Source organism: Pseudomonas syringae group sp. J248-6, assembly GCF_032586995.1.
GTDB classification, from domain to species: Bacteria; Pseudomonadota; Gammaproteobacteria; order Pseudomonadales; family Pseudomonadaceae; genus Aquipseudomonas; species Aquipseudomonas amygdali.
In genome coordinates, this window is record NZ_JAWHOP010000003.1 from 209,427 (window position 1) to 236,144 (window position 26,718).

The following is a 26,718-nucleotide window of genomic DNA, read 5'->3' on the forward strand; positions in this document are numbered from 1 at the left end:
TCCGTACTCTCCATCTCAAATTCCTGGAAATTTGAAATCATGGTCAAGTCGCCGCCTGCGCTCATCCAGAATCCGTTCGCCATGATTATCAGCGATCACGCCGATCAGGCAGACGCCTACCTTGAGCTTGCGCAGCCCTTCGATGCGCAGGGACGTTATCTGCATTTCGATAAACTGCGTTTCAGATTTCCTAAATCGCTGGATGCAGCTCTGGCCTGGTCGGTCGTCAGGCAAGCCAGAAATCGCCAGCTAGTCACGGCCATATCTCTGGGTGAACCATCTCGGCCCTGCGGCTTTCTCTATACGCCTGCAATGCAAATGGCTGTCTCTGCCGGTGACCAGAATACGACCACAGCGGCGCTGGAATGGATGTGCTCCAGAATTGGAGAGTCCAGGCAACTGACGTACCTGCTTAACGATCTGGTCGAAGACGAGGCGATCAGCAGCAGCCAGCTTGAGGGGGCTGCAACGACTACCAAAGCAGCAAAGGAGTTGCTGAAAAGAAAGCGTAGCGCCCGGACTCCCGACGAAAAGATGATCATCGGTAATTTCCGGATGATGCAACATGCGTGGGAATGCCGGGACCAGGAACTGTCGCTTGAGCTGATAACCGACCTGCATCAGGTGGGTGTCGAAGGGATAGAAGACGAGCGTTATTGTCCAGGCGAATTACGGTCAGTGGATGACGTTGTTGTCGAGGATGGAAACGGAAACATTGTTCATCAGCCACCGCCCGCTCAAGGCATTCAGAAACGGCTTCTGTCGGTTATTGCGTGGGCGAATAGCGAGCACTCGGACCTGGACAGTCCAACCTACATTCATCCGTTGATAAAAGCGGTCATCCTCCATTTCGTGATTGGTTATGAGCACCCATTTCACGATGGCAACGGTCGAGTCGCCAGGTCGTTATTTTATTGGTACCTGTTCAAATGTGGTTTTGGCGGATTCAGGTATATCGCCATCAGCACGCTTCTGAAAATCGCTCCGATCAAGTATGAAAAAAGCTACCTGTACACCGAAACGGATGACATGGACCTGACGTACTTCATCGACTATCAGTGCCAGGTCATTGCGCGGGCCATCAAAGAGTTTATGAGAAATCACGAAGCGAACGTGGCTGCAATTGATCGCTTCAACGCGTTCCTTTACGAGTCGGGGCTGTACACGAAGCTGTCCGACAAACAACGAATCATCTTCAACGTGGCCAACTCATCAGACATAAAGTCTTTCACCGTGACCGATGTCAAAAACAAGCTGGGGTGTGCTTACAATACAGCGGCAACTGTACTGAATGGTTTGGTGGACCTGAAACTGTTTCACAAAATGAAGACCGGCAGTGAGTCGGTTTATTCGATGATCGATACGACTCAACTATTGAAATCATCATCGTAAACCAACACCTACCTTCCCCACGCCTGCGTCTTCCGGTACGCGCGCCCTGGCCTCTTGCGCCGAAACCGGCACCACCAGAAACTGCCGATAATCCCCGAAAGCCTCCAGCACAGATGTGTCCTGAGGACGATAGTCATCGCCACTCATCTGTTGCTGATTCGCCACACACGCTCTTCCAATAACACTCATACATACATCGTTTGCGCCAGCTGGACCCGGACCAAACAAAGCAAACGCGGTACCCGGCTGATCCGTGTCGTTGAACAGTGGATGAGCTACGTTTTCAAAATCATTCCCTTCCACCAGCAACTGTGAGGATGAAGTCCGCGACATGATTGCGCCCTGGTAGGTCATGCGCTGAAAAACGTTATTGACCAGTTGAGCGCGGACTTGCGCATTATTCATGCCTCCGGAATGCGGCGCTCTTCCCGAAGCGTCGTGTATGTAGTTTTTCGACAGCGTCAGCGTGTCCTGACTGCCGAGGAACAGCCAGACCCAGTAATGATGACCATCGCAGGTCGACGAGTAAGGCGTGCGACCGTCGAATTCATTGCTGGAAATGGTGACGTGTGAAGCAGTGCCCCAGCCTGTCACGATCATTTGTCTGCCGATACGCGCGAAGGTGTTGTGGTCAATCCACACGCCATCGGCCTTGTTCAGAGTGAGCGCATCTCCGCCCCATACGACACTCGGGTTGATGTCTGAGAGCGTCAGGTTACGGACAATCACGTTATGTGCGCCGTCACCGATGAACAGCCCCGCACCTTGGATACCAGCCTTTTTGCCCACGCCTATCAGGGTCTTGTTCGATCCGACTTTCAGTGGCTTCAGCCCTGCATTGTCGTAGGTCACCATGACCGGTGGCCTGGATTGGCAGAAGTTGTTGGGACCATTGAGTGCAAGCTGCTCGCCGCCATGCGGACACTGTTTGACCATGCAACCCGGTTCGGTGGTTTCGGCACTGCCTTTGGCAACGAGACTCCCGCGAAAATCGAACAGGTGCTCCAGCACAATGACCCGCGGAGTTTCATCGGTACAGGCACCGCGCGAGTCGTAAGACGCGCACAGTGCAGACCGAAGCTGATCAAGTGTCGAAGGGTGTACTGCCGCGGCGGCTCCGCCCCCCGTAACCCCTTTGGCAAAACCTTCAGGCAAGTCCGCTGCCTCCAGGTATTGCGCCCCCGACAGCATCAGGAACAAAGCAGAAACGCATTGCAAAAGAGCACCCAAAAGCCTCATTTGTTGAACTTCCAGTCCCATTCGCGAAGGGTCGCGAAAACAGTCTGAATGCTAAACGCAGAGCGGCCTGCCTTACTCGTATTCTGTAGCCTTCGTCAGGCTCTGTTCAGCCGCGAGCATCACTCACGAAAACGCCAGCTCCATTCTGATACTGTCGATTCCAGGACCATGCCCGTCCACTTCGACAGAGGTCACGACAAACCCCAGATTCAAGTAGAAGCCCTGAACGTGCTGGCTGGTATCGATGTGGGAACGGGTGACGCCCGGTAATGACCTTACGACATCAAGTCTCGCCTGGGTCAGAAACCTGCCCAGGCCGCTACCGTGTTGCTCACTGTGGACCATGCCCCATGTAAGCTCGGCCACTGACGGGTCTGACAGCACGAGGTATCCCCCGCAAGCCAGAACATCGCCATCACGCTCGACAACGAAGTAATGACCCAACGGTGCCAGCAGGAAGCTTGCAAATTGCTCGCGCTCCGCAGGATCAAAGTAACGCGGTACGTTGCTGTCGAAAATATCCAGACAGATATTCCGGGCCGAAAATGTGTAGGGTAAGAGCGTTGCCATTTTTAGCCTGTCTGTTGCGGTTGATCACATTGCCTGACGAAATATCTCCTGAATCTGCTCAAGATCGGCACGACGCGGATTGGTCAGACCGCACGCATCTTTCAGGGCATTGGTGGCCAGGATCGGAAAATCCTCTTCCTTGACGCCAAGCACCGCCAGCCCCGCCGGGATGTCCACGGCAGCCGACAGTGCGCGAATGGCCTCGATTGCCGCCTGAGCGCCTTCTTGCGGAGAAAGACCACGAATATTGCAGCCCATCGCATGTGCAACATCAGTCAGCCGCGCAGCGCTGACGCTCGCATTGAAACGCTGAACATGAGGCAGCAATACGGCGTTGCACACACCGTGCGGCAAATCATAGAAGCCGCCCAGTTGATGCGCCATGGCGTGTACATAGCCCAATGATGCGTTGTTAAACGCCATGCCGGCCAGAAACTGTGCGTAGGCCATGTTCTCGCGCGCAGTAATGTTCGCTCCATTGGTGAAGGCGTCGCGCAGATTGTTGGCAATCAGTGCCATGGCCTGCAACGCGCAGGCATCCGTGATCGGAGTGGCAGCCGTCGAGACATAGGCCTCTATCGCGTGAGTCAAGGCATCCATACCGGTGGCGGCGGTCAGTGACTTGGGCATGGCAATCATCATGTTCGGGTCGTTTACGGATAACAGTGGCGTCACGTTACGGTCAATGATGGCCATTTTTACGTGGCGCGCTTCGTCGGTGATGATGCAGAAGCGGGTCATTTCGCTGGCGGTTCCGGCGGTGGTGTTGATCGCAATCAGCGGCAACTGGGGTTTTGCCGAACGGTCGACGCCTTCATAATCACTGATATGCCCACAGTTACTGGCGCACAGGGCAATTCCCTTGGCGCAGTCATGAGGTGAACCGCCGCCCAGAGAAATCACGAAATCGCACTGGCGTTCCCGCAGCAAGGCCAGACCGTTCTCGACGTTGGCGATGGTCGGATTGGGTTTGGCACCGTCATACACCACCGAGTCGATGCCCTGCTCCACCAACAGCCCCGCGACCTGACTGGCCACACCGGCCTTGGCCAGCCCTGCGTCGGTCACGATCAACGCCTTTAGAAATCCGTATTTGCGAATGGCGAGCATGGCTTCATCAATGCAGCCAGTGCCGATGATGTTCACTGCGGGGATGAAAAAGGTGCTGATCATGACGGACCCTCGTGGGTAGCTCGGATGCTTGGGTGATAGCTCAAGCATCCGCCGTGTGCGAGGTACAACCATTGACCTGGCGCAACGAAGCAGCCCGATAGCAGACCGTTGGTCGAAGATTCTTCGGTCTACGCATGCAGGGTGGCTATTTCAGCCGATGAAGCCGTCCGCCCTCAGCAGCGTTTCAAGGCACTGCTCGCTGATGCCGTAAAACGTCTTCAGCTCCTGGATACGCGCGATCAACAGGTCCGGGTTGACCGGTTCGGCGCGCTTGACCGCCAGTATCATCTTGTTCTTGTTGGTGTGCTCCAGAGAGATGAACTCAAAGACCTTGGTTTCGTAACCGCACGCTTCCAGCAACAAGGCACGCAGGCTGTCCGTGACCATTTCTGCCTGCTGGCCCATATGCAGGCCGTATTGCAACATCGGTCTCAGCAAGGCCGGGCTCTGGATCTGCAGGCGAATCTGTTTGTGGCAGCACGGCGAGCACATGATGATCGAGGCGCCGGAGCGAATGCCCATATGAATGGCGTAGTCGGTTGCGATGTCACAGGCATGCAGCGCGATCATCACATCCAGCGCGCTGGGCGCGACAGTACGCACATCGCCGTGCTGGAACGTCAGGCCAGGGTGCTCAAGACCCGCCGCGGCGTTATTGCACAAGGTGACCATGTCCTCACGCAGCTCGACACCGGTCACTTGCCCTTGCGCCTGCAAGGTATTGCACAGGTAGTCATGGATCGCGAAGGTCAGGTAGCCCTTGCCTGAGCCGAAGTCTGCCACCTTGATCGGCTGATCTAGCTTGAGTGGCGATGAACTCAAGGCATGGGAAAACACTTCGATGAACTTGTTGATCTGCTTCCACTTGCGCGACATCGCAGGGATCAGTTCATGCTGCCGATTGGTGACACCCAAGTCGGCCAGGAACGGGCGGCTCAGCTCCAGATAGCGTTTTTTCTCACGATCATGCCCGGCCGAAGGAGCTTCACGCTCCTGCTGAGCCTTGCTTTTGAACAGCGTGGTCTTGCCCTTCTTGCTGAATTCCAGCTGCACCTCGTCGGTCAGCGACAGCAGATGCGCGTTCTTGAACGATTCAGGTATCAGGCTGGCAATAACGCCCACAGCTTCTGCAAGCGGGAAATTCTTGGTGATATCGCGGGTCTTGTAGCGATACACAAAGGTAAGGCATGGCTGTTCCTTGACGGTCAGCGGTTTAATGATGACCCGCTGTAATTCGGCCTCGCTGCCCACGTATTTGGCCAGCACCAGCTTGATCAGCGAGTTTTGCGACAGGCTGGTGTCCAGCAGGCCGAGAAACTGCGCGCGGTGATCGGTCGCAGTGTTGGATGACGTGGGGGTAATGACTGACATTGAAAATGTGCCTCAAACGTCCCGGCCGGGACTCGAAAAATCAGACCGGCATTTTAGGCGCGTCGACGCGTCAAGGGCACCTCTATTTTTCAAAGACTACACACACTGTTTGCACGGACCTACACACCAAAGCGAAACACACATAACCTGTAAAACAATCACGACGAAAATCACGAGCCATTACTTGTACCGCGCAAAAACACCTTTATAGTCGCCCTCACTGATGACAGACAATCAGATCTCACTCTTGGAGCTTTTTGCTCTAACAGAATAACTTGTACAAGGAACGTGCAGTATGTTGAGTCAAGCAGCACTCTTGGAAAACGAAGATATCGCACGGGTTACTTTAAAACCCGTAGAGTACTTGAGCCTCATATTCGATGATGAAAAAAACGGAGGCCGGAGCGCGGCACTTATTCTGACCAGGGAAGACATCCTCAGTCTTAAGCGTTACGAGCGTCACGCCCTGAATATTCCCACCTCGCTTACTCGTGTCGAACAGCAATTGGGTTTTACAAGAAGTTACATTCCCGGGCTTGAGCCCAAAGATATGCTGGTGACTTACCAGGCAATCAATAATCATGGCAAGAGCTGGCTCAGTATCGAGGATGGCATCAAACGCAGCGGGTTCGCCATTGAATTGTTTGCCACCCAATTCTCGAGACAGGGCGAACAGATCATCAACCACATCGAAAAAATGGATTTTGCCAGACAACTGGACCTGACCGTTGCCGATTTAAACATCGAGGAGGTCCGTAACGCTGCGCCGGTACCACTCGGCGAAACCGATCAGAGGGTGTGTATCACGCTGGCAGAGTTTCTGAAGAAAACGGCGTCACAAATAAAAAACCATCAGCACGCTGCGCAAACCCTGGCGGACCACATCGATACGTTCAGCACCGTTCTCAGCGTCCAGCTCATTCCCGGCATCAATGACAAGGTGAAACTGGCAAATTGTTCTGATCTGGACCAGCAGATCCAGGATCTGGAAAAAGATATCGAACAACTGACGACGGAAATCGAGCAGAAAAACAACGAGTATAAAACCGCCCTTTATAATATTGCCTGGGGTCTTTTCGGCGGGCCCATCGGGGTCGCTATCACGGGGGGCATTTTTGGCGCCCAAGCGGAGGACATCCGAAAAGAAAAAAATCGAATGGTGGATTCCAAGAACCAGAAAGTTCAAAAACTCGAAGAAAAATCTCCTTTGGCAGCCGCCGTGCGCAGCCTGCAAATACTGTTTGAAGACATGAATATTCGCATGATGGACGCTCACCAGAGCGCCACCCATTTGAAAGACCTCTGGACCATGCTGGCGGCGTATATCGACCGTTCTGCCAGTGAACTTTCAGCGATCACGACTGATCAGGCGCTGATGATTTTCGCTATGCAGTTTCACGGCGTAGTCACACCTTGGCGGGAAATAAGAGGCATGGCGAATCAGCTACTCAAGATATTTGATAGTGCACTGGATCAGTTTCAACGCGAACAGCAATCCGGCAAGAGAGGACAATGATCATGAGCACTGAAACCCTGAGTGAGCCGTTGGTCCTCACCCCTCCCGACAATGAAGTCATGACAGCCGCCCGCCAGAATATTCTTGCGCAGGTGAGCAGTTTGAAGCTGAACTTTCTGCCGGCCATGAAAGAAAAAATGCTGCCGCTTCAAGACGCATTGATTAGCGCAGACAAGGCCTATCGCCAGGAACTGGCCAATATCACCGTGCAGTTGAATACTGTAAACCTGAAACCGATCGATCAGAAACAACAACTGATTGAGGCCGACGCAACGCTCAGCGACAAACAGAAACAACAAGCGATCAACCTGCTGAACGGGCAGCGCATTCGGCAGGTATCGAATATCACAGCTGCGGTACGCCGCAGCGCGGCGGCCATTGCCGAGCACAGCGATAATATGGCGCAGATCAACCTGACGCTGGAAAGCAATCGTTTGCTGGAAACACTCCAGCAACAGATCGACAGCATCACCCAACGATCAGCCACTTTAGAAAGCGCAATGGCTCTAATCGCTGAAGACCGACGCCTGCTTGACGCAACGATCAGTACGCTTGAAAAGTACAACATTGCCGACCTGTTCAAGGAACTACTGCCTACCCCGGAGGAGCTACAGCTCATCATCACACCATCGCCAGAACTTGCGCTGGTCTCCGCAGGGATTGCCAGACTTGAAAAACTACTCGACAAGATCAGCAGCGCCCTGACTTATCTTGATCTTACTCGAGAGCGCGACAGGCTAAGGTCGCGCTATAACGCCCTGCTCGACGACTCCCGCCTGTCTACCCAGGAAACAAAGGTAATCAAGGAAAAACTCGACGAGTTGACAGGGCTCGCTGCCGTCGCTCAGAGCAAAGCACTTTGGGTACAAGAAGCGAAAAAGGTTTATCAATCGCTCTATCATTTTCTGGATCAGATAACATCGCCAAGTGATGCTTCGGCGTTGATCAGCGAGCATGTCGAACAACTGAAGACCTACATAAAATCGTTTTATGACGTAAAACGTATCGTCTGACCCGCACGACTTTCAAGCAAGGCAGATGTCGATAAAATCGACATCTGCTTTTTGCCGTTACCCCAACACCACCAGCCGATTCGGCAGCTCATTCCTGCCGTGCGTCACTGGAACGTGATCGGCAAGCAACTCGCCACAGGCATGGATACAGCCGAGAAACCCCTGCAAGGTCTGCCCGTCTCTAACCTGCTGGGTAAATACGTCGACCATCGCCTTCCAGGTATCGTCATGCAGACGACTGGCAATGCCATGATCAACCAGAATTTCGACATACCGTTCGGCCTCACTGACAAAAACCAGAATGCCGGTTCCGTCATGGGTCTTGTGCAGGTTTTGTTCAAGAAACTGCCGACGTGCCAGATTTCCGGCTCTCCAGCGCCGAACCGAAAGCGGCACCAGCAAGGCCGACACGTTCGAAACGCGGCAGACCAGCGCCACAACAATGAACGTACTCATTTGCGCCAGCATCAGTTCGTCCGCGCTCAACCACTGAACGCAGTAATTGACCGTGCCCGGCAGCAGCAGGCCGATCAACCCGGCCCAGATCAGCGGCATGTACGCGTAGTCGTCGGCACGAGCAGCCAGTACCGTAACCAGTTCGGCATCGGTGCGCTGCTCGACGCGATCAATCGCTTCGGCGACCTGCCGCTGTTCATCTCTGTTCAATAACGCCATGCTTCCCTCATTGACCAATCGATCCGCTACCAGTTGCCCGAAGCCCCGCCACCGCCAAAGCGACCGTCATTGCGGTCAGCGGCCCTTTCACGTGCAGGCCGGGCAGCGGCCCCGCGTTTGATACTGATGATCACGATGCCCAGCACGATGAGGGTCAGAACAATCGCGATCAGCCAGACCTGATCGTCACTGGTCTGCTCTTCATATTCGGACATCTGTCTCGTCGGTTCGGGATAATCCGGTATCTGACCGCCCAAAGCCGCAATAACCGCCCGTGTGCCGCGCTCGATGCCGACCGAAAAACGATTGTCGTCAAACTCGGGCGTCATCAACATATCCATGATCAAGGAGGCCTGGGCGTCATTGAGACGATCCTTCAGGGCTGTACCGACTTCCATGAATACCTTGCGCTTGTCACGGTAAACCACCAGCAGAACGCTGTCGTCTTCGCCATGCGGCCCAAGGCTCCAGGCATCGCCGAGTCGGGCACCGAACTCTTCGATGCTCGTACCCTGCAGATCGGCCAGGGTGACCACTACCACGCGCTCACCGGTGGCCTGCTCATGGGCACGCAGAAGTCTGGCCAGACGAACTGTGGTCTGGCTGTCGAGCATTTGTGCAGCATCGACCACACTGCCGGTCATTGGCGGAAAAACCAGCGCGGTTGGCTCCGCCTCGGCACGCAACCCACCTCCCAATAGCATCACCACGTACAACATCCATTGTGAAACAGACTTCAAAATCAGACCTCCGGTGCTTTTTTGAATCTATTGAAACGACACGCCTTAGCCAAAACACAAGTTCCCCGGCATAATCCATCGCCAACGCCTGATGCGGTCAATAGCTGATCGAACAGGGTTTGTACAAAAATCAATCAAACCACCATTTTCGTACACACCTTGGGGGGACTTCGTACAGTGAAGCGGATGGCAACTATCCTTGCGCCCTGTACGAACCATAACGCCAAAGGTCCATAACCCAAAAACTGGCTGTCGGATATTAAACGCGAGTTGCTGACAAAAGCCTTGAGAAATCATTCATGAATAAGCTGTGTTTATTAGGTTTGCTGGTCGGGATGGCCAGTCAGTCGGTGATGGCCCAAAGCGCCGCCGCCACGGACAATACAACGCTTCAAGCCAAGAATGCCTTCATCGGCAAACTCATGAAACAAATGACCCTGGACGAAAAGATCGGCCAGTTGCGTTTGATCAGCATCAGCGCCGACATGCCACAGCCGCAAATTCTCAAGGAAATTGCTGCCGGAAGAATCGGCGGCACGTTCAACTCCGTTACCCGTTCGGAAAATCGTCCGCTGCAGGAAGCTGCTGTCGCCAAAAGCCGTCTGAAAATTCCGATGTTTTTTGCCTACGACGTGGTTCACGGTCATCGTACGATTTTCCCGATCAGCCTGGGCATGGCCGCCAGCTGGGACATGGACGCCGTCGCACTGATGGGCCGGGTTTCGGCTAAAGAGGCAAGTGCTGACAGTATCGACATGACATTCGCGCCCATGGTCGATATTTCCCGCGATCCACGCTGGGGCCGCAGCTCCGAAGGCTTTGGCGAGGACACCTACCTGGTGTCACGCATTTCCGATGTGATGGTCCGGTCTTTCCAGGGCAAGAACATCGCAGCCAATGACAGCATCATGGCTGCCGTCAAACACTTCGCTCTGTATGGCGCGGTCGAAGGCGGACGCGACTACAACACCGTGGACATGAGCATGACGCGCATGTATCAGGACTACCTGCCGCCCTACAAGGCTGGCATCGATGCAGGGGCTGGCGGCGTAATGGTTGCGCTCAACTCGATCAATGGTGTCCCGTCGACCGCCAACAAATGGCTGATGCAGGATCTGCTGCGCAAGGACTGGGGCTTCAAGGGCGTGACCATCAGCGACCATGGCGCGATCAAGGAACTGATCGACCACGGCGTGGCCAAGGACTTTCGCGAGGCCGCCAAGCTGGCGATCAAGGCTGGCGTCGATCTGAGCATGAACGACGTGGCCTATGGCGAGCAGTTGCCCGGGCTGGTCAAGGACGGCGAGGTTTCCATGAAGGAAATCGACAGCGCCGTGCGTGAGGTACTTGGGGCAAAATACGACATGGGCCTGTTCGCCGCTCCTTACGGCCGAATCGGCGTCGCTGCCGATGACCCGGCAGACACCTATTCCGACGACCGCCTGCACCGTGCCGAGGCTCGCGATGTTGCGCGCAAGACACTGGTGCTGCTGAAGAACCAGAACGACACGCTGCCGTTGAAGAAACAAGGCACCATCGCGGTTATTGGTGGATTGGCTCAAAGCCACCTCGACATGCTCGGCAGCTGGTCGGCAGCGGGCCGTCCCAACCAGTCGGTCACTGTCTATGAAGGGCTGGCCAACGCGGTCGGCGACAAGGCCAAACTGGTTTACGCCCGTGGTGCCAACGTCAGTGACAACGAGCACATCCTCAACTATCTGAACTTCATCGAGAAGGAAGTCGAGGTCGACCCGCGTCCCGCGCAGGAAATGATCGACGAAGCGGTCAAGGTCGCCGAGCAGGCTGATGTGATTGTTGCCGTGGTAGGCGAGTCGCGCGGTATGTCCCATGAGTCGGCCAGCCGCAGCAGCCTGAACATTCCGGGCAAGCAGCGTGACCTGATCAAGGCACTCAAGGCCACGGGTAAACCACTGGTGCTGGTGTTGATGAATGGCCGTCCGCTGGTACTGGTCGACGAGCAGGAACAGGCCGATGCCATGCTCGAAACCTGGTTCCCGGGCACCGAAGGTGGCAACGCGGTGGCGGATGTACTGTTCGGCGACTACAACCCGTCGGGTAAGCTGGCCATGTCGTTCCCGCGCTCGATCGGTCAACTGCCGGTCTACTATGCACACTTGAATACCGGCCGTCCGTATCATGAAGACAAGCCGGGCAACTATACCTCGCACTATTTCGAGGAGCCCAATGGCCCGCTGTTCCCGTTCGGTTACGGTCTGAGCTATACGCAGTTCGACGTCTCGGACATCAAGCTGTCTGACGCCAGCATGACGCGCAAAGGCAAGCTCACTGCCAGCGTAACCGTGAAAAACACCGGCAAGGTTGCAGGCGCGACCGTGGTGCAGTTGTATCTGCATGATGTGGCTGCCTCGATCAGTCGCCCGGTGAAAGAACTGAAGAACTTCGAAAAAGTGATGCTTGAGCCTGGCGAGGAAAAAGTCGTTAACTTCACGCTCAGTGAAAACGACCTCAAGTTCTACAATAGCGAGCTCAAGTACGCTGCGGAACCTGGTGAATTCAAGGTCATGATCGGCCTGGACTCGCAGACCGTGAAAGAAGCGACCTTCAATCTGTTGTAACGCTCGTCCATGGCGCGTTCGCAGGCATTGATCTGCAAACGCGCCAGCGGAGTCCGATCAGGCCGCAACATGACGCTCAAGCATCGTTACTGGCGCGTTACCCTGTACATGCTGCTGATTATGGCCGGTGCGGTGCTGTGCGCCGGGCTTGCGATGCATCAGGCCCAGCGTCACGCGCTATCAGAAGATGCGGTGCGTGCCGAAGGGCAATTGGCACTGTATGCCAATACCCTGCATACCCTGATCGAACGTTATCGCGCCCTGCCCTCTGTTCTGGCACTGGACCCGGAGATTCGTGCAGCGCTGAGCGGTCCGGTATCCGCCGACGTGCAGAACGCACTCAATCTCAAGCTGGAAAAAATCAACAACACGGCGCATTCATCGACGCTTGAGTTGCTCGACCTGCACGGTCTGGCGATCAGCGCGAGCAATTGGCGCGCACCCAACAGCTATGTCGGCCACAACTACGGCTTTCGCCCCTACTTTCTGCAAACACGGGCTCAGGGTACCGGGCGCTTTTACGCGGTCGGTGTGACCACCGGAATCCCTGGGTACTTCTTGTCCAGTGCGGTGGTGAACGATACGGGTGCCTTCATCGGTGCGATGATCGTGAAGCTGGAGTTTCCAGACCTTGAGCAGGAGTGGGGCCAAGGTGACGACCTGCTATTGGTCAGCGACGAAAAAGGCATCGTTTTCATTGCCAATCAATCGGGCTGGCGCTATCGCGAGCTGCTGCCTATTTCTGTAGAGGACCGTGCCGACCTGCTGCGCACGCGCCAATACGACAAGAAAGTACTGTCCCCGCTGCGCAGTCGGGTCATCGAAAGCTTTGGCGAAAACAGTCATTTAAGCCGTGTCGAAGGCCCGGATGGCACCACGGATTATCTTTGGCAGTCGCTGCCGCTGCCCGATGAAAACTGGACCTTGCACCTATTGCGCAAGCCACCCACGTCCAGCGAGGACATTCGCAACGCGGGCCTCGCCGCAGCGGGCATCTGGCTGGCACTGGTATTTCTGGCTCTGTTTCTCTATCAGCGCTGGCGACTGGCGCGATTACGGGAGCGCAACCGGGACGAACTGGAGCGTCTGGTACAGGAACGCACCCGTGATCTGCAAACCGCGCAGGACGGTCTGGTCCAGTCGGCCAAACTGGCGGCGCTGGGGCAGATGTCGGCAGCGCTGGCCCACGAAATCAACCAGCCGCTGACAGCCCAGCGCATGCAACTGGCAACCGTACGGCTGCTGCTGGATCAGGGCCGAATCGATGAAGCCTGCAAAGCGCTGATTCCGGTCGATCAACAATTGACACGTATGGCCGCCTTGACCAGCCATCTGAAGACCTTTGCCCGCAAGAGCCCCAGCGGTTTGCGCGAGAGGCTGGACCTGGCCACGGTAGTCGATCAGGCCTTGCTGTTGCTCGATCCGCGCCTGCGCGAGGAGCACATCGACTGCGTGCTGCATCTGTCACGTCCCGCGTGGGTGCGTGGCGATGCCATACGTCTGGAGCAGGTGCTGATAAACCTGCTGCGCAATGCACTGGACGCCATGCGCGAGCGCCCGTCCAGGCGCCTTGAAGTGCGTATCGACGCCATCGACAAGCAATGGCGGCTCAGCGTCAAAGACAACGGAACGGGGATCGCCGAGGAAAACCTGGCCAGTATTTTCGATCCGTTTTTCACCACCAAACCTGTGGGCGATGGTCTGGGCCTTGGCTTGGCCGTGTCGTACGCCATCATTCACGAACTGGGCGGGCAACTTACGGCGCAAAACCATGCCGAAGGTGCTGTGTTCTGGTTCAGCCTGCCCAATGACTTTCTGGAGGCCTGACCCGACATGTTGAACGCGGTCATCGTGGTAGACGACGAGGCACCCATTCGGCAAGCCGTCGAGCAATGGCTGACGCTGTCGGGGTTTGAGGTGCAAGTCTTCGCCCGTGCCGAGGAGTGCCTGGCACAAATGCCGGAACATTTCCCCGGTGTGGTGCTGACCGACGTACGCATGCCGGGCATGAGCGGTCTGGAACTGCTGAGCCGAATGCAAGGCATGGACCCGGACCTGCCGGTCATCCTCCTCACCGGCCATGGCGATGTGCCAATGGCTGTAGAGGCGATGCGCGAAGGTGCCTATGATTTTCTGGAAAAGCCCTTCAGCCCCGAAACGCTGATCAGCAACCTGCGGCGCGCGCTGGAGAAGCGCCAACTGGTGCTGGAAAACCGCCGCCTGCATGAACAGGCAGATGCAAGAATCCGACTGGACGCCACGCTGCTCGGCGTGTCGCCCAGCCTGCAGACCTTGCGCCGCCAGGTGCTTGAGCTCGCGCAACTGCCGGTCAATGTAATCATTCGGGGGGAAACCGGCAGTGGCAAGGAATTGGTCGCTCGCTGCCTGCACGATTTCGGTCCACGCGCCGGCAAACCTTTTGTCGCGCTCAATTGCGCGGCCATCCCCGAGCATCTGTTCGAAGCCGAGTTGTTCGGGCACGAAAGCGGCGCGTTTACCGGTGCACAGGGCAAACGTATCGGCAGACTGGAATATGCCGACGGCGGCACCGTGTTTCTTGACGAAATCGAGAGCATGCCCATGGCGCAACAGGTCAAGCTGCTACGCGTTCTGCAAGACAAGCGCCTTGAACGGCTGGGTTCGAATCAGAGTATCGACGTCAACTTGCGGATCATTGCTGCGACCAAACCGGACCTGCTTGAAGAGGCCCGCGCCGGGCGCTTCCGTGAAGATCTGGCCTATCGCCTGAACGTTGCCGAACTGCGTCTGCCGCCGTTGCGCGAGCGCCTTGAAGACATCGCGCAACTGTTCAGCCACTTCGCCCGAGCCGCCGCCGAACGCATGGGCCGTGAAGTTCCAGCACTCAGCGCCACGCGCCTGACCCAGTTGCTCAGCCATGACTGGCCCGGCAACGTACGCGAGCTGGCCAATGCGGCCGAGCGGCAGGCGCTGGGCCTCGAACTCACCCCGACGCAGCCCGATATTCAATTGCAAGGGCACTCTCTGGCAGCACGCCAGGAAGCCTTCGAGGCACAATGCCTGCGCGCTTCGCTGACCCGTCATAAAGGTGATATCAAGGCTGTGCTCAACGAGCTGCAACTGCCGCGACGGACGCTGAACGAGAAAATGCAGCGTCATGCTCTGGTACGGGAAATGTTCCTGAACTGATGGCTGCGCACATCCTGTATGGCTTCTTCTGGCGATAACCGAACATTTCCCGCGCTGCCGGGTCTGCATACTGTCCCGGCTATGTAAGGCCGTGATGGCTGGATAGTTTTAAGGCATAATGACATCATTTCCGCCTGGCTATTCAAGCTCACATTGGCAGTCCGAAAGTTGGGGCATTTTCTACCGTGAATACTCCCCTCGACCTCCCACTGGGAGGCGGCGATATGGGCCGGCTCATCCGAGAGACAGACTGGTCGACGTCTGCGCTGGGACCGAAGCAAGCATGGCCAGCAGCGCTACTGTCATCAATGAACCTGATGCTCAGTTGCCCCGACAGCATGTATCTGCTTTGGGGGCCGGACTTTGTCCTGTTTTTCAATGACGCCTATGCCCAGGTTTTGCCCGTTGCAGCAGAGCAGGCTCAAGGACAACCCATTGCCTCGGTGTGGGGCGATGCCTGGGAGGCCGTGCGCCCGCTGGCCGAGCAGGCGCTTGGTGGACACAGCCGCCGGTCTGACAATATTGAGCGCACCATCGTCCGCAACGGCAAGCCCGAGCAGACCTGGTGGTCGCTTTCCTATTCGCCGCTCTACGGCGATAGCGGCCTGATCGAGGGCGTGTTCTGCCGGGTCAATGAAACCACTTCCCAAGTCATTGCCCAGGCCCGACAAAATGAAAACGAAGCGTTTACCGAGCGTGTTCTGTCGAGCATCAATGATTGCATCAAGGTGCTGGACCTCGATTCGCGCCTGACCTTCATGAGCGAAGGCGGTCAGCGGATCATGGAAGTCAGCGATTTCAACGCGATTCGCGGCTGCCCCTGGCCTGACTTCTGGCAGGACCAGGGCAATCTGGACGCCATCGCTGCTGTCGAAGCGGCCCGCGCGGGTCAGAACGCCAGTTTCATGGGCTCGGCGCAAACCATGGCGGGCACTGTCAAATGGTGGCATGTGCAAGTCAGTCCGATCTTCGGCAAGGACGGCAAGCCGGAGAAAATTCTGTGCGTGTCCCGCGACATGACCCAGCTCCGAGACGCTGAACAAGCGCTGATGTCTCTCAACGAAACGCTTGAGCAGCGTGTGATCGAGCGCACCCGTGACCGTGACCGCATCTGGCGCCTGTCGACTGACCTGATGCTGGTGGCGCAATTCGACGGGATCATCTGCGCGGTCAATCCGGCCTGGACTCAGGCTCTCGGCTGGTCGGAAGAACAACTGCTCGACAGCCAGTTCCTGGGGCTGGTACATCCTGAAGACGTGGACAGTACGCTGGCCGCCATGAGCGGGCTGGAAAACGGCCAGACCATTCCTCACTTCAAGAATCGCTATCGTCATCTGGACGGTTCGTACCGGACCATCTCGTGGACTGCCGTGCCGGACCAGCAATACATTCATGCCGTCGGCCGTGACATTCAGGCCGAGGAAGAGGCCAATGCAGCGTTGCGTCTGTCCCAGGAGGCCCTGCATCAAGCGCAGAAACTGGAGGCTATCGGCCAACTCACCGGCGGTGTGGCGCACGACTTCAATAACCTGTTGACGGTAATCCGCTCCTGCAGCGACCTGTTGAAGGCACCTAACCTTGAAGAGCATCGCCGTGTGAAGTACGTCGAGGCCATTTCCAGTACGGTAGACCGGGCGGCTCGTCTGACCGGTCAGTTGCTGGCCTTCGCCCGCCGTCAGGCCTTGCAGCCGGAAGTGTTCGATGTCTGCAAGAGTGTGGCGCGTATTGGCGAGATGATGGATACGCTCACCGGCGCACGCATTCAGGTGAGCATCGACCTGCCTGCCGAGCCGTGCTTTATCTTCGCCGATGGCAGCCAGTTCGACACTGCGCTGGTCAATATGGTGGTCAACGCACGCGATGCAATGTCGGGCGCGGGCCGACTCAGCATAAGCGTTGAATGCGCTGCCTGCCCCACTGCCGATCAGCCTGCCTCACTCAGCGATGGCGATTATGTGAAGGTGTCGCTGACCGATACCGGCGCGGGTATCGCCAAGGAAAAACTGGGCATGATCTTTGAACCGTTCTACACCACCAAAAGCGTGGGACAGGGTACAGGGCTGGGGTTGTCGCAGGTATTCGGCTTTGCCAAACAATCGGGCGGCGAAGTGCTGGTTGAAAGCGAACTGGGCAGAGGCAGCTGCTTCACGCTATGTCTGCCGAGTGCAAAAAATCACGAAGTCGTCGCGCAAGACAAGCACTGCGCGCCTGCCGCGTTGCCCGGCCTGTGCGTTTTGATGGTCGAGGATAATCAGGACATCGGTACTTTTACCCGACCGATGCTTGAGCAGCTTGGTTTTCAGGTGCTTTGGGTCAAGAGTGCCACCGAGGCGCTGCATGAGTTGTCCGGTAACCCGGAAAACTTTCATGTGGTGTTTTCGGATATCGCGATGCCCGGCATGAGCGGGCTGGAACTGTACGCCGAAATCGAAGCTCGTTATCCCTGGATGCCGGTCGTCCTCACCTCCGGCTACAGCACTGAATTTGCAACGATCGCTCAGGACGAAACACACCGCTTTGACCTGTTGCAAAAACCCTACTCCAGAGAAGATCTGGCAGCGATCCTGCACAGGGCGGTGAGTCGCACTGGAGAATAATAATGCTGCAAAGGCATCCTGACGCGGGGTGCCAGCAGGCATTCCCGACGCATAAAACCAAGACAACACCGGTGGCCTTGATTCAGAATCACGCAAAGCATTGCAACAATCCTTGAGCAGGGAGCATTTTTGAGATGATCGTCGGTATTGACCTGGGCACTACCAACAGCCTGGTGGCTGTCTGGCGCGACGGCAGCAGCGAGCTGGTTACCAATGCGTTGGGAGAAACACTGACCCCAAGTGTGGTCGGGCTGGACGACGAGGGGCAGATTCTGGTTGGCAAGGCGGCGCGCGAACGTCTGCAAACTCACCCGGACAAAACCACGGCGCTGTTCAAGCGTTACATGGGCAGCGCTCAGGAGATTCGCCTGGGATCTGCCACCTATCGCCCGGAAGAGTTATCTTCGCTGGTGCTCAAGAGTCTTAAAGCCGACGTCGAGCGCGCGTTTGGCGAGCCTGTCACCGAGGCGGTGATCAGCGTTCCGGCATACTTCAGTGACGCTCAGCGTAAAGCGACGCGCATTGCCGGTGAGCTGGCCGGCCTCAAGGTCGAGAAGCTCATCAACGAGCCGACAGCAGCAGCCTTGGCCTACGGACTTCATCAGAAGGAAGGCGAAACCTCGTTTCTGGTCTTCGACCTGGGCGGCGGCACGTTCGACATCTCGATCCTCGAACTCTTCGACGGCGTGATGGAGGTGCGTGCCAGCGCAGGCGACAACTTCCTGGGGGGTGAAGATTTTGATCAGGTCATGGTCGAGCACTTTGTCAGCCTGCACCGCGATGAGGTGGAGTTTCCCTCAACGGAGCTGATTGCACCGGCTTTGCGGCGCGAAGCCGAGCGGGTGCGCAGGGCTTTGGGTCAGGACGGGAGTGCCGACTTCGTATTGCGTCACGCTGACAGGGAGTGGCGCAAGACCATTACTCAAGAGCAGATGAGCGATTTTTATGCGCCCCTGCTCAACCGCCTTCGCGCTCCGGCCGAGCGTGCGCTTCGAGATGCAAGGATACGCGTCGCCGATCTGGATGAGATTCTGCTGGTGGGCGGCACAACGCGGATGCCGCTGATCCGCAAGCTTGCAGCGAGCCTGTTCGGACGCTTCCCTTCCATTGCACTCAATCCCGATGAAATCGTCGCACAGGGCGCCGCGGTGCAGGCGGCGCTCAAGCACCGGGACGCAGCGCTGGAGGAGATCGTCCTCACCGATGTGTGCCCTTACACGCTGGGGATCGAGACCATTACGCAGGTTGCCAATCGCTATGAGAGCGGTCATTACCTGCCCATTATCGAACGCAACAGCGTCGTACCGGTCAGCCGGGTTAAAACAGTGCAGACCGTCAGCGATGATCAGGAGCATGTCATGGTGCGGATCTTTCAGGGCGAAAGTCGCATGGTCAAGGACAACATCGCGCTGGGCGAGCTCATTATCCCGATCCCCAAGGCGAAAGCCGGCGAAGTGGCACTGGATGTACGCTTTACCTATGACAACAACGGCCTGCTGGAGGCCGATGTGATGACACAGCTGACCGGGGAACGTCACAAGCTGGTTATCGAAAACAACCCTGGCGTGATGACGCCTGATGAAATACAGGAACGCCTTCAGGTACTCGAAGCGCTCAAAGTACATCCACGCGAACAGCAGGCCAATACCCATTTGATCGCCAGACTTGAACGCCTGTATCAGGAATGTCTGGGCAGCGATCGCGAACTTATCGATCACTGGACCACCCAGTTTCAGCATGTCCTGGAGACGCAGGACGAGCGGCAGATCAGCGAAATTCGCAAGCAACTCAAACAGGAAGTCGACAAGTTCGAGCAGGGCGCAAGATGATCGACTGTTGGTCCGTACTTGAGCTGAATAGCGATGCCGACGAGCGCAGCATCAAACGACAATATGCCCGATTACTGAAGGTCAACCGTCCTGATGAAGACCCGGCAGCCTTCCAGAATCTGCGTGATGCCTATGAAGAGGCGCTGGAGCTGGCACGATCACGCGCGGATGAGGACGACCAGCCCGTCATGCTGCGCCAGCCTTTGCCGGAGCCCTCGCCTGCCCCGCTTCTGACAACGACCGTTATCGAGCAGCCCGGTGGCATGGACTGGCTTCAACAGGTCAGGCAAACCAACGCACAGAACCTGCCCGAGCAACAGCAGATCGCTATGGAGCATGGACAGGCGGAGCGCTTTCAACAACTGTTGCTGCTGGAGTGCCTGAACGACTCGGCGCGTCGTGTCGAGTTGATCAAGGCTGCATTTCAGCATCTGCGCTGGCTGACAGTATGGCAAAGCATTCACATCAGCAGCTACCAGCAGCACGCCTTGGCCGAGGCGATATTGCGCGAGGCGTTCGAAGCGTTCAGTGCACTCATCGAGAGTGGGCAACATGCACGCTTTATTGAAGAACTTCGGACACTGGAACAACAGCCCTGGCTGACAGAGCTTGAGCGTCGCGAGCATTTGCAATGCCGGTGCATGGTATTGCTGATTGCCAGCCACCATGTGACCTCTGACCTGCTGGAACAGACGCGCGCGGTATTTGGCTGGAACCTGCAGCAAAATCTCCACCCCGGTCCCGAAGACCTCTGGCAGGCGTTGCGCCAGCGATACGAAGAAGTGGAGTACGCCGAGCATCTGCAACGCCTGCTCGATGCCAAACCAAGTACTGCCGAAGGCAAGGCAGCGCATTTGATGTTCAAGCCGCCACGTCTGGCCGCACGGATCCGTACTGCGGTCAAGCAAGACGCTTCGGTGTGGAACGCCTGCGCGCATATTCAGGAGCAGTTGACCGTCCACTACCCCGACGTCCTCAAGCGCTACCCCGAAGCAGACCTGAACGCCTGGAAACTCATGCGTGAGCAGAGCGACTTCACGCCGCTCATCTGGGTCTACATTGGTGCGTTTCTGTTGGCATTGCTGGCACCCCCGCTAGCGCCTGAAGGTGTGGAATACAATCCGGGAACGCGGGTTCTCATGCTGTTCCTGACACCGTTCTGGACAACGGTCAGCTTTTTCATCTTCATCTGCGTGTGGCGTCCGCTGATGGTTCTGGCAGAGCCTGCCGATGCCTGGCTGAGCAGCCGGTTACTACCCAAGGTGCTGAGCTGGCCCGGTGCCCAGGCGCTGGTCTTGCGGCATGGCCTTCCATTTTTGTTTCTGGGCCTTGTCCACGTGCTTGACGGCCCGAGGACACTTCTGAGTTATCTGGTGCTGGCGGTGCTGTGGGTCGCCCTGTCGCCTTATCGCTATCTGTTTCAGACAGCGCCTGCCAGGCAGAAGATTCGGCAGTTTTATGCAAGGCACACGATCATGGTGATCATCGGCACGCTGAGCATCGTCATGGCAGCGCTGTTGTTCTCCTCTAAACTGAGCGCTTGAGCGGTCTTCTGTCGGCAATCGACCAGAACAACCTACTGCAAGCGCCCCCATCGGCAAGAATCCGCCTACCTCAATCGGGCAGATAAGCGGATTCTTGCTCATCAAAGTCTCGCAACCGCTCTGGAACAGGCTCTCATGGTGTGGCACAGCTCCTGCTACGTCACAGGCAGGGCAGCCAATGCCTCCTTCCAAAAATAATGAAAAACAAGGAACACCATGGAAACTTCCAATCCCGCCTCCCGTGGGTCGGCTGCTACTGCTGCCGGCCAAAAAACCACTTCCAGCCGTTTAAAATCCATTTTCAGCGGCTCGGTCGGCAACATGGTCGAGTGGTACGACTGGTACGTCTACGCCGCTTTCTCGCTGTACTTCGCCAAAGCGTTCTTCCCCAAGGGCGACACCACCGCACAGTTGCTCAACACGGCCGCGATTTTTGCCGTCGGCTTTCTGATGCGACCTATCGGTGGCTGGCTGATGGGGCTTTACGCTGACTACAAGGGGCGCAAGGCTGCGCTGATGGCATCGGTGCTGCTGATGTGTTTCGGCTCTCTGATCATTGCCCTGACCCCGGGCTATGAGAGCATCGGCGTCGGTGCCCCGATCCTGCTGGTGTTCGCCCGACTACTGCAGGGCCTGTCTGTCGGGGGTGAATACGGCACCTCGGCCACCTATCTCAGCGAAATGGCCACCAAGGAACGTCGCGGCTTCTTTTCCAGCTTCCAGTACGTCACGCTGATTTCCGGACAACTCATCGCGCTGGGCGTGTTGATCGTGTTGCAGCAGACACTGACCACAGAGCAACTGTATGCCTGGGGCTGGCGCATCCCGTTTGTCATCGGTGCCCTGTGTGCAGTCGTCGCGCTGTTTCTGCGTCGTGGCATGGAGGAAACCGAGTCGTTCACCCGCAAGAAAAAGGAAAAGGCCAAGGAAAGCCTGATGCGCACATTGATGCGTCATCCCAAGGAACTGATGACCGTAGTCGGCCTGACGATGGGTGGGACCCTGGCTTTCTATACCTACACCACGTACATGCAGAAGTATCTGGTCAACACCGTCGGCATGAGCATCACCGACTCGACCTCGATATCAGCGGCGACACTGTTTCTGTTCATGCTGTTGCAGCCGGTGATTGGCGCACTGTCCGACAAGGTCGGGCGGCGTCCGATCCTGATTGCGTTTGGCGTACTGGGAACGCTGTGTACCGTACCGATCCTGACCACGCTGCATACCATTCAAACCTGGTGGGGCGCTTTCTTCCTGATCATGGCGGCGCTGATCATCGTCAGCGGTTACACCTCGATCAACGCAGTGGTCAAGGCCGAGCTGTTTCCGACCGAGATCCGTGCGCTGGGTGTCGGCCTGCCATACGCACTGACGGTGTCGATTTTCGGTGGTACTGCGGAATACATCGCACTGTGGTTCAAGAGCATCGGCATGGAAACCGGCTACTACTGGTACGTAACCGCTTGCATCGCCTGTTCGCTGCTGGTGTATGTCTTCATGAAAGACACGCGCAAACATTCGCGGATCGAGACAGATTGATCGCCCTTCATTAACCCGCTTGAATGGCATGCCAACGCCTGAGTTGGCGTGCCGTTTCCACACCGGAGTGAGGAGCATCAATATCGGTTACATCGATACAACCGCCATCAATGCCCCCTGGAGCGACATGAGCACTTGCTACAAAGTGTTTCAATACAGTGCACACTTTCGAGGCCAATCAGCGATAAGACATTGAAAAAATTACACTTCCATTTTGTCAAGTGGCTTTATTACAAGATTTTTCAAAATATGCACCTCGATAACGCAACATCGCCTGCAAGGCCCGAAATCAGAGCATCACAGCCAACTATCATTTTCAGCGATGGTCGCTAGCAATCCGATTAACTTCTTAATAATCCGCTGGCGCGTAGCATTGCCTCCATACCGGGATGACAACTCACCCGACACTCATTGGAGACATCATCATGAAAACCACTAAATTGATCTTCGGCCTGGCTTTCTCTGTTCTGGCTTCCAGCGCCTTTGCACTTCCAGTCACAACTGTTCAAAACGATATGTCCCGCTCGACCATCGTTGCTGAAGGCGGCACCAAACACACTAATGTCGGTTCAATTCGTGTCGCTGCTGACGGCGCAGACCGTGTCGGTGCGAATCGTCAGGCTGCCGATGGTGCAGACCACGTCGGTGCCAATCGCCTGGCCGCTGATGGCGCGGACCGTGTCGGTGCAAACCGTCAGGCCGCCGATGGTGCAGACCACGTCGGTGCCAACCGTTTGGCCGTTGATGGTGCAGACCGCGTAGGTGCCAATCGTCTGGGTTGATAGCCCACGCAACGCCCCAAGCCCGGCCGATGTCGGGCTTCTTCATGTCTGGCCCAGGCGGAAATACACGCTGCTCTGGCATCCTCTGCAAATGCGCAGCACTATGTCCGCATCCTACAGAGCCCATCAGGAATCGAGCATGTCAGACGCTATTCACTCCTACGAGCCATCCAAGGGTCACGGCCTGCCGCATGACCCGTTCAACGCGATTGTAGGGCCACGCCCGATCGGCTGGATTTCATCGCAGGATGCCAACGGCAAATTGAATCTCGCACCCTACAGTTTCTTCAATGCGTTCAACTATGTGCCCCCCATCATTGGGTTCTGCAGCGTTGGTCGCAAGGACAGTCTCAATAACATCGAGCAGACCGGTGAGTTTGTCTGGAATCTTGCGACCCGCTCGCTGGCTGAAGCCATGAACCAGAGCTGTGCCCCGGTAGCGCCGGATGTCAGCGAGTTCGAGCTGGCCAACCTCACGCCACTGGCCTCCCATATCGTTTCGGTCCCACGTGTGCTGGAGACGCCGGTGTCGTTCGAATGCAAAGTCACCCAGATCATTCAATTGCAACGCGCCGACAAGGAGCTGGTGCCCAGTTGGCTGATTCTGGGCGAAGTGGTGGCCGTACACATCGAGAAATCCCTGCTCAAGGACGGTGTTTATGACACCGCGGCCGCTGAGCCGATCCTGCGTGGCGGCGGTCCTGCAGATTACTTCCAGCTGGGGCCGGAAGCGCTGTTCAAGATGTTCCGTCCAGGCGCCTGATCAGGAATCGCCCCATACCGGCTCGCCCTCGGCATCAATGTCGATCAGCCGCTGCAGTTCCTGTGCAGCGGCCAGGTCGGCGTCATCGGCAGTCTTGAACTTCTGGTCCGGCAGCAGCGCATGAAAGCGCGGCGCTCCGCCGGCACCCAACCCCTTGATGGCAATTGCCGCGTTGTACCCCTGCTCGGAAGGCATGACTGCCGACACCACTTCAAACCCGTTGTATTCCTTGCGTGCCATGCGTCTGGACCCTGCTCATAAATCAAAGCGCGAATTCTAGCGCGTCTTCAAGCGCATTCGTCACGCAGCAAGCGCAGATGATGACTACCGACGCAAACTCCAACCGTGTCCTACACTTTAATCAGTTCTTTCAAACTGCTCTGTAGCCGAGGTAAGGAGTGCGTCATGAAAGCAATAACAAGAAAATGCATGGTTGTCGCAGGAGCTCTGGCGGTATTGGCCGTGTACAGCGCCGGTGCCTATCGTAACGAACTGGCGCGCCAGGCCCCCTATGTCTCCAGCTGTACGTTTGGCCATTGCGTGCCAACCGATGCCACCTTCAGCGCCTTGCGATGACGCTTGCGGAGCATGAATTGCGTCATCGTTCAGCAAAGGCAGCTATCGATTAGCAAGCTATCGGATTAGACTGGCCAGACTCTCCCGCCACACTTGCGGCGGGTCAACACTGCCATCAGGTTTTGCCTTGACCAGTCTTACTCAAACGCCTCCGGCCATTCGCAGCATTCTGTTTGCGTTGATGATGGCGGTATTGCTCAGCGCGCTGGATCAGACCATCGTTGCCGTTTCGATGCCTGCCATTTCCGCCCAGTTCAGGGACATCGATCTGCTGGCGTGGGTCATTTCCGCGTATATGGTTTCCCTGACCGTTGCAGTGCCGATCTACGGCAAGCTGGGCGATCTATACGGGCGGCGTAAACTGATGCTGTTCGGCCTGGGGCTTTTCACCCTCGCCTCTTTGTTCTGTGGCATGGCGCAGAGCATGGAACAACTGGTGCTGGCGCGCGTCCTTCAAGGCATCGGTGCAGGCGGCATGGTTTCGGTAAGCCAGGCAATCATCGCCGACATTGTTCCGCCTCGTGAGCGGGGCCGCTATCAGGGTTACTTCAGCAGCATGTACGCCCTGGCCAGCGTTGCGGGCCCGGTGTTGGGCGGTTTGATGACCGAATACCTGTCATGGCGCTGGGTGTTCCTGATCAATCTGCCCTTGGGGGCCGCCGCGCTGATCGTCGCATATCGAACCCTGGTCGGCCTGCCGGTGCCACAGCGCAAACCGATTATCGACTACCTGGGGACGGTGCTGATGATCATCGGCCTGACCGCGCTGCTGCTGGGAATTACCGAAATTGGTCAGGGGCATGGTCTGGGCGATTTCGAGGTTCAGCTGTTACTGGGCACCGCCCTGCTGACGCTGGGCATTTTCGTCTGGTACGAACGCCGCACCGCCGAGCCCCTGTTGCCCATGCACCTGTTCACCAATAAAAGTGCCGTGCTTTGCTGGTGCACGGTGTTCTTTACCAGCTTTCAGGCTATTTCCCTGATTGTCCTGATGCCGTTGCGTTACCAGACCGTCACCGGTGGCGGAGCAGACAGCGCCGCCCTACACTTGCTTCCGCTGGCGATCGGCATGCCGATGGGTGCCTATTTCGCCGGGCGACGCACCGCGCATACCGGGCGCTACAAGCCGCTTATCCTGACCGGTGCGCTGCTGATGCCCATCGCGATTCTGGGCATGGCCTTCACGCCTCCCCAATCGCTGATAGCGATGAGCCTGTTCATGGTCCTGACCGGCATCGCCACCGGCATGCAGTTCCCCACTTCATTGGTCGGTACCCAAAACTCGGTTCAACCAAGGGATATGGGCGTGGCCACCAGCACAACCAATCTGTTCCGCTCGCTGGGTGGTGCAGTAGGCGTAGCGTTGATGTCGGCGCTGCTGCTGGCTATGTTGCAGCATACCGGTGTCGGTCTGCCCGGCTCGGGAGCGCTGGGTGGCGAAGGCAGCTCCGGTAATGTCCTGCTCGACAGCCTTAATGCAGCAACCGGACCGGCTCTGGAAACACTGCGAGCCGAACTGGCGCTGACCTTCAGAAACCTGCTGATCACCAGTGCGGCCATTTCGCTGCTCGGCCTTGCCGCAGCCGTAGCAATGCCCAATACGCTATTGCGAGGCCGCGATTAGCTCGACG

The 26,718-nt window shown here is 56.8% G+C and carries 21 protein-coding genes; 14 read left to right on the top strand and 7 right to left on the bottom strand.

The features are described from left to right. Positions 1–39: 39 nt before the first annotated feature. Positions 40–1,392, top strand: a complete 1,353-nt coding sequence (locus RYC17_RS05280; protein WP_316902613.1) for a Fic family protein — start codon at positions 40–42, stop codon at positions 1,390–1,392. Here the strand turns inward: RYC17_RS05280 and RYC17_RS05285 are convergent. The 4 genes from RYC17_RS05285 to RYC17_RS05300 all read right to left on the bottom strand — a co-directional run bounded on the left by RYC17_RS05285 (position 1,384) and on the right by RYC17_RS05300 (position 5,745). Then, the gene (locus RYC17_RS05285; RefSeq protein WP_316902614.1) at positions 1,384–2,631 is read right to left on the bottom strand and encodes a polysaccharide lyase family 1 protein; all 1,248 of its coding nucleotides are present in this window, start codon (positions 2,629–2,631) and stop codon (positions 1,384–1,386) included. The two genes, RYC17_RS05280 and RYC17_RS05285, sit on opposite strands and share 9 nt — an antisense overlap. Positions 2,632–2,754: 123 nt before the next feature. Further along, positions 2,755–3,201, bottom strand: coding sequence for a GNAT family N-acetyltransferase (locus RYC17_RS05290; protein WP_058408065.1), 447 nt, complete (start codon positions 3,199–3,201; stop codon positions 2,755–2,757). A 24-nt stretch (positions 3,202–3,225) separates the two neighbouring features. Beyond that, positions 3,226–4,374 (bottom strand): L-threonine dehydrogenase, encoded by a 1,149-nt coding sequence (yiaY, locus tag RYC17_RS05295; protein ID WP_316902615.1) that lies wholly within the window; start codon positions 4,372–4,374, stop codon positions 3,226–3,228. Positions 4,375–4,524: 150 nt separating this feature from the next. Next, positions 4,525–5,745 carry an SAM-dependent methyltransferase gene (locus RYC17_RS05300; protein WP_316902616.1) on the bottom strand — a complete coding sequence of 407 codons (1,221 nt, stop codon included), beginning with the start codon at positions 5,743–5,745 and terminating at the stop codon, positions 4,525–4,527. A gap of 295 nt (positions 5,746–6,040) precedes the next feature. Between RYC17_RS05300 and RYC17_RS05305 the strand changes: the two genes are divergently transcribed. Both RYC17_RS05305 and RYC17_RS05310 read left to right on the top strand, forming a co-directional pair. Further along, positions 6,041–7,261: an alpha-xenorhabdolysin family binary toxin subunit A gene (locus RYC17_RS05305; RefSeq protein WP_316902617.1), complete on the top strand. Its 1,221-nt coding sequence runs from the start codon at positions 6,041–6,043 to the stop codon at positions 7,259–7,261. Then, positions 7,258–8,274: an alpha-xenorhabdolysin family binary toxin subunit B gene (locus RYC17_RS05310; RefSeq protein ID WP_316902618.1), complete on the top strand. Its 1,017-nt coding sequence runs from the start codon at positions 7,258–7,260 to the stop codon at positions 8,272–8,274. Before RYC17_RS05305 ends, RYC17_RS05310 begins: the two co-directional genes overlap by 4 nt. 57 nt (positions 8,275–8,331) lie before the next feature. On the opposite strand, the gene RYC17_RS05315 is transcribed toward RYC17_RS05310, so the two are convergent. Both RYC17_RS05315 and RYC17_RS05320 read right to left on the bottom strand, forming a co-directional pair. Beyond that, positions 8,332–8,949 carry a TPM domain-containing protein gene (locus RYC17_RS05315; protein WP_004664032.1) on the bottom strand — a complete coding sequence of 206 codons (618 nt, stop codon included), beginning with the start codon at positions 8,947–8,949 and terminating at the stop codon, positions 8,332–8,334. Between the two features lie 26 nt (positions 8,950–8,975). Then, complete coding sequence (locus tag RYC17_RS05320) at positions 8,976–9,668, bottom strand: TPM domain-containing protein (RefSeq protein ID WP_316902649.1); 693 nt, start codon at positions 9,666–9,668, stop codon at positions 8,976–8,978. Between the two features lie 320 nt (positions 9,669–9,988). On the opposite strand from RYC17_RS05320, the gene bglX reads away from it, so the two are divergent. The 9 genes from bglX (at position 9,989) to RYC17_RS05365 (ending at position 24,511) form a co-directional block, all read left to right on the top strand. Next, positions 9,989–12,286: a beta-glucosidase BglX gene (bglX, locus tag RYC17_RS05325; RefSeq protein ID WP_058400785.1), complete on the top strand. Its 2,298-nt coding sequence runs from the start codon at positions 9,989–9,991 to the stop codon at positions 12,284–12,286. A 69-nt stretch (positions 12,287–12,355) separates the two neighbouring features. Then, on the top strand, positions 12,356–14,113 hold the full coding sequence (locus RYC17_RS05330) for an ATP-binding protein (protein WP_058400841.1): 1,758 nt from the start codon (positions 12,356–12,358) through the stop codon (positions 14,111–14,113). A 6-nt stretch (positions 14,114–14,119) separates the two neighbouring features. Next, on the top strand, positions 14,120–15,454 hold the full coding sequence (locus tag RYC17_RS05335; protein WP_316902619.1) for a sigma-54 dependent transcriptional regulator: 1,335 nt from the start codon (positions 14,120–14,122) through the stop codon (positions 15,452–15,454). 224 nt (positions 15,455–15,678) lie between these two features. After that, positions 15,679–18,051: a PAS domain-containing protein gene (locus tag RYC17_RS05340; RefSeq protein ID WP_080396245.1), complete on the top strand. Its 2,373-nt coding sequence runs from the start codon at positions 15,679–15,681 to the stop codon at positions 18,049–18,051. Between the two features lie 134 nt (positions 18,052–18,185). Further along, positions 18,186–19,880 carry a molecular chaperone HscC gene (locus RYC17_RS05345; RefSeq protein ID WP_122281184.1) on the top strand — a complete coding sequence of 565 codons (1,695 nt, stop codon included), beginning with the start codon at positions 18,186–18,188 and terminating at the stop codon, positions 19,878–19,880. Further along, entirely contained in the window at positions 19,877–21,424 is a 1,548-nt protein-coding gene (locus tag RYC17_RS05350) for a J domain-containing protein (RefSeq protein ID WP_122258123.1), read from the top strand. Before RYC17_RS05345 ends, RYC17_RS05350 begins: the two co-directional genes overlap by 4 nt. A 216-nt stretch (positions 21,425–21,640) precedes the next feature. Beyond that, positions 21,641–22,966, top strand: coding sequence for an MFS transporter (locus tag RYC17_RS05355; protein WP_002554952.1), 1,326 nt, complete (start codon positions 21,641–21,643; stop codon positions 22,964–22,966). A gap of 425 nt (positions 22,967–23,391) precedes the next feature. Then, positions 23,392–23,748, top strand: coding sequence for a hypothetical protein (locus tag RYC17_RS05360; RefSeq protein WP_316902620.1), 357 nt, complete (start codon positions 23,392–23,394; stop codon positions 23,746–23,748). 139 nt (positions 23,749–23,887) lie between these two features. Then, positions 23,888–24,511: a flavin reductase family protein gene (locus tag RYC17_RS05365; protein WP_004658879.1), complete on the top strand. Its 624-nt coding sequence runs from the start codon at positions 23,888–23,890 to the stop codon at positions 24,509–24,511. On the opposite strand, the gene RYC17_RS05370 is transcribed toward RYC17_RS05365, so the two are convergent. Then, positions 24,512–24,751, bottom strand: a complete 240-nt coding sequence (locus RYC17_RS05370; protein ID WP_058400779.1) for a hypothetical protein — start codon at positions 24,749–24,751, stop codon at positions 24,512–24,514. Between the two features lie 165 nt (positions 24,752–24,916). Here RYC17_RS05370 and RYC17_RS05375 point away from each other — a divergent pair, with 165 nt between their 5' ends. Next, complete coding sequence (locus tag RYC17_RS05375; RefSeq protein ID WP_004416346.1) at positions 24,917–25,087, top strand: hypothetical protein; 171 nt, start codon at positions 24,917–24,919, stop codon at positions 25,085–25,087. 127 nt (positions 25,088–25,214) lie between these two features. Next, complete coding sequence (locus RYC17_RS05380) at positions 25,215–26,711, top strand: MDR family MFS transporter (protein ID WP_122258124.1); 1,497 nt, start codon at positions 25,215–25,217, stop codon at positions 26,709–26,711. Positions 26,712–26,718: the final 7 nt, after the last annotated feature.

Coding starts and splice junctions, on each gene's coding strand:
- RYC17_RS05280 (WP_316902613.1), top strand. CDS start 40: ATGGTCAAGTCGCCGCCTGCGCTCATCCAGAATCCGTTCGCCATGATT.
- RYC17_RS05285 (WP_316902614.1), bottom strand. CDS start 2,631: ATGAGGCTTTTGGGTGCTCTTTTGCAATGCGTTTCTGCTTTGTTCCTG.
- RYC17_RS05290 (WP_058408065.1), bottom strand. CDS start 3,201: ATGGCAACGCTCTTACCCTACACATTTTCGGCCCGGAATATCTGTCTG.
- yiaY (WP_316902615.1), bottom strand. CDS start 4,374: ATGATCAGCACCTTTTTCATCCCCGCAGTGAACATCATCGGCACTGGC.
- RYC17_RS05300 (WP_316902616.1), bottom strand. CDS start 5,745: ATGTCAGTCATTACCCCCACGTCATCCAACACTGCGACCGATCACCGC.
- RYC17_RS05305 (WP_316902617.1), top strand. CDS start 6,041: ATGTTGAGTCAAGCAGCACTCTTGGAAAACGAAGATATCGCACGGGTT.
- RYC17_RS05310 (WP_316902618.1), top strand. CDS start 7,258: ATGATCATGAGCACTGAAACCCTGAGTGAGCCGTTGGTCCTCACCCCT.
- RYC17_RS05315 (WP_004664032.1), bottom strand. CDS start 8,949: ATGGCGTTATTGAACAGAGATGAACAGCGGCAGGTCGCCGAAGCGATT.
- RYC17_RS05320 (WP_316902649.1), bottom strand. CDS start 9,668: ATGTTGTACGTGGTGATGCTATTGGGAGGTGGGTTGCGTGCCGAGGCG.
- bglX (WP_058400785.1), top strand. CDS start 9,989: ATGAATAAGCTGTGTTTATTAGGTTTGCTGGTCGGGATGGCCAGTCAG.
- RYC17_RS05330 (WP_058400841.1), top strand. CDS start 12,356: ATGACGCTCAAGCATCGTTACTGGCGCGTTACCCTGTACATGCTGCTG.
- RYC17_RS05335 (WP_316902619.1), top strand. CDS start 14,120: ATGTTGAACGCGGTCATCGTGGTAGACGACGAGGCACCCATTCGGCAA.
- RYC17_RS05340 (WP_080396245.1), top strand. CDS start 15,679: ATGGGCCGGCTCATCCGAGAGACAGACTGGTCGACGTCTGCGCTGGGA.
- RYC17_RS05345 (WP_122281184.1), top strand. CDS start 18,186: ATGATCGTCGGTATTGACCTGGGCACTACCAACAGCCTGGTGGCTGTC.
- RYC17_RS05350 (WP_122258123.1), top strand. CDS start 19,877: ATGATCGACTGTTGGTCCGTACTTGAGCTGAATAGCGATGCCGACGAG.
- RYC17_RS05355 (WP_002554952.1), top strand. CDS start 21,641: ATGGAAACTTCCAATCCCGCCTCCCGTGGGTCGGCTGCTACTGCTGCC.
- RYC17_RS05360 (WP_316902620.1), top strand. CDS start 23,392: ATGAAAACCACTAAATTGATCTTCGGCCTGGCTTTCTCTGTTCTGGCT.
- RYC17_RS05365 (WP_004658879.1), top strand. CDS start 23,888: ATGTCAGACGCTATTCACTCCTACGAGCCATCCAAGGGTCACGGCCTG.
- RYC17_RS05370 (WP_058400779.1), bottom strand. CDS start 24,751: ATGGCACGCAAGGAATACAACGGGTTTGAAGTGGTGTCGGCAGTCATG.
- RYC17_RS05375 (WP_004416346.1), top strand. CDS start 24,917: ATGAAAGCAATAACAAGAAAATGCATGGTTGTCGCAGGAGCTCTGGCG.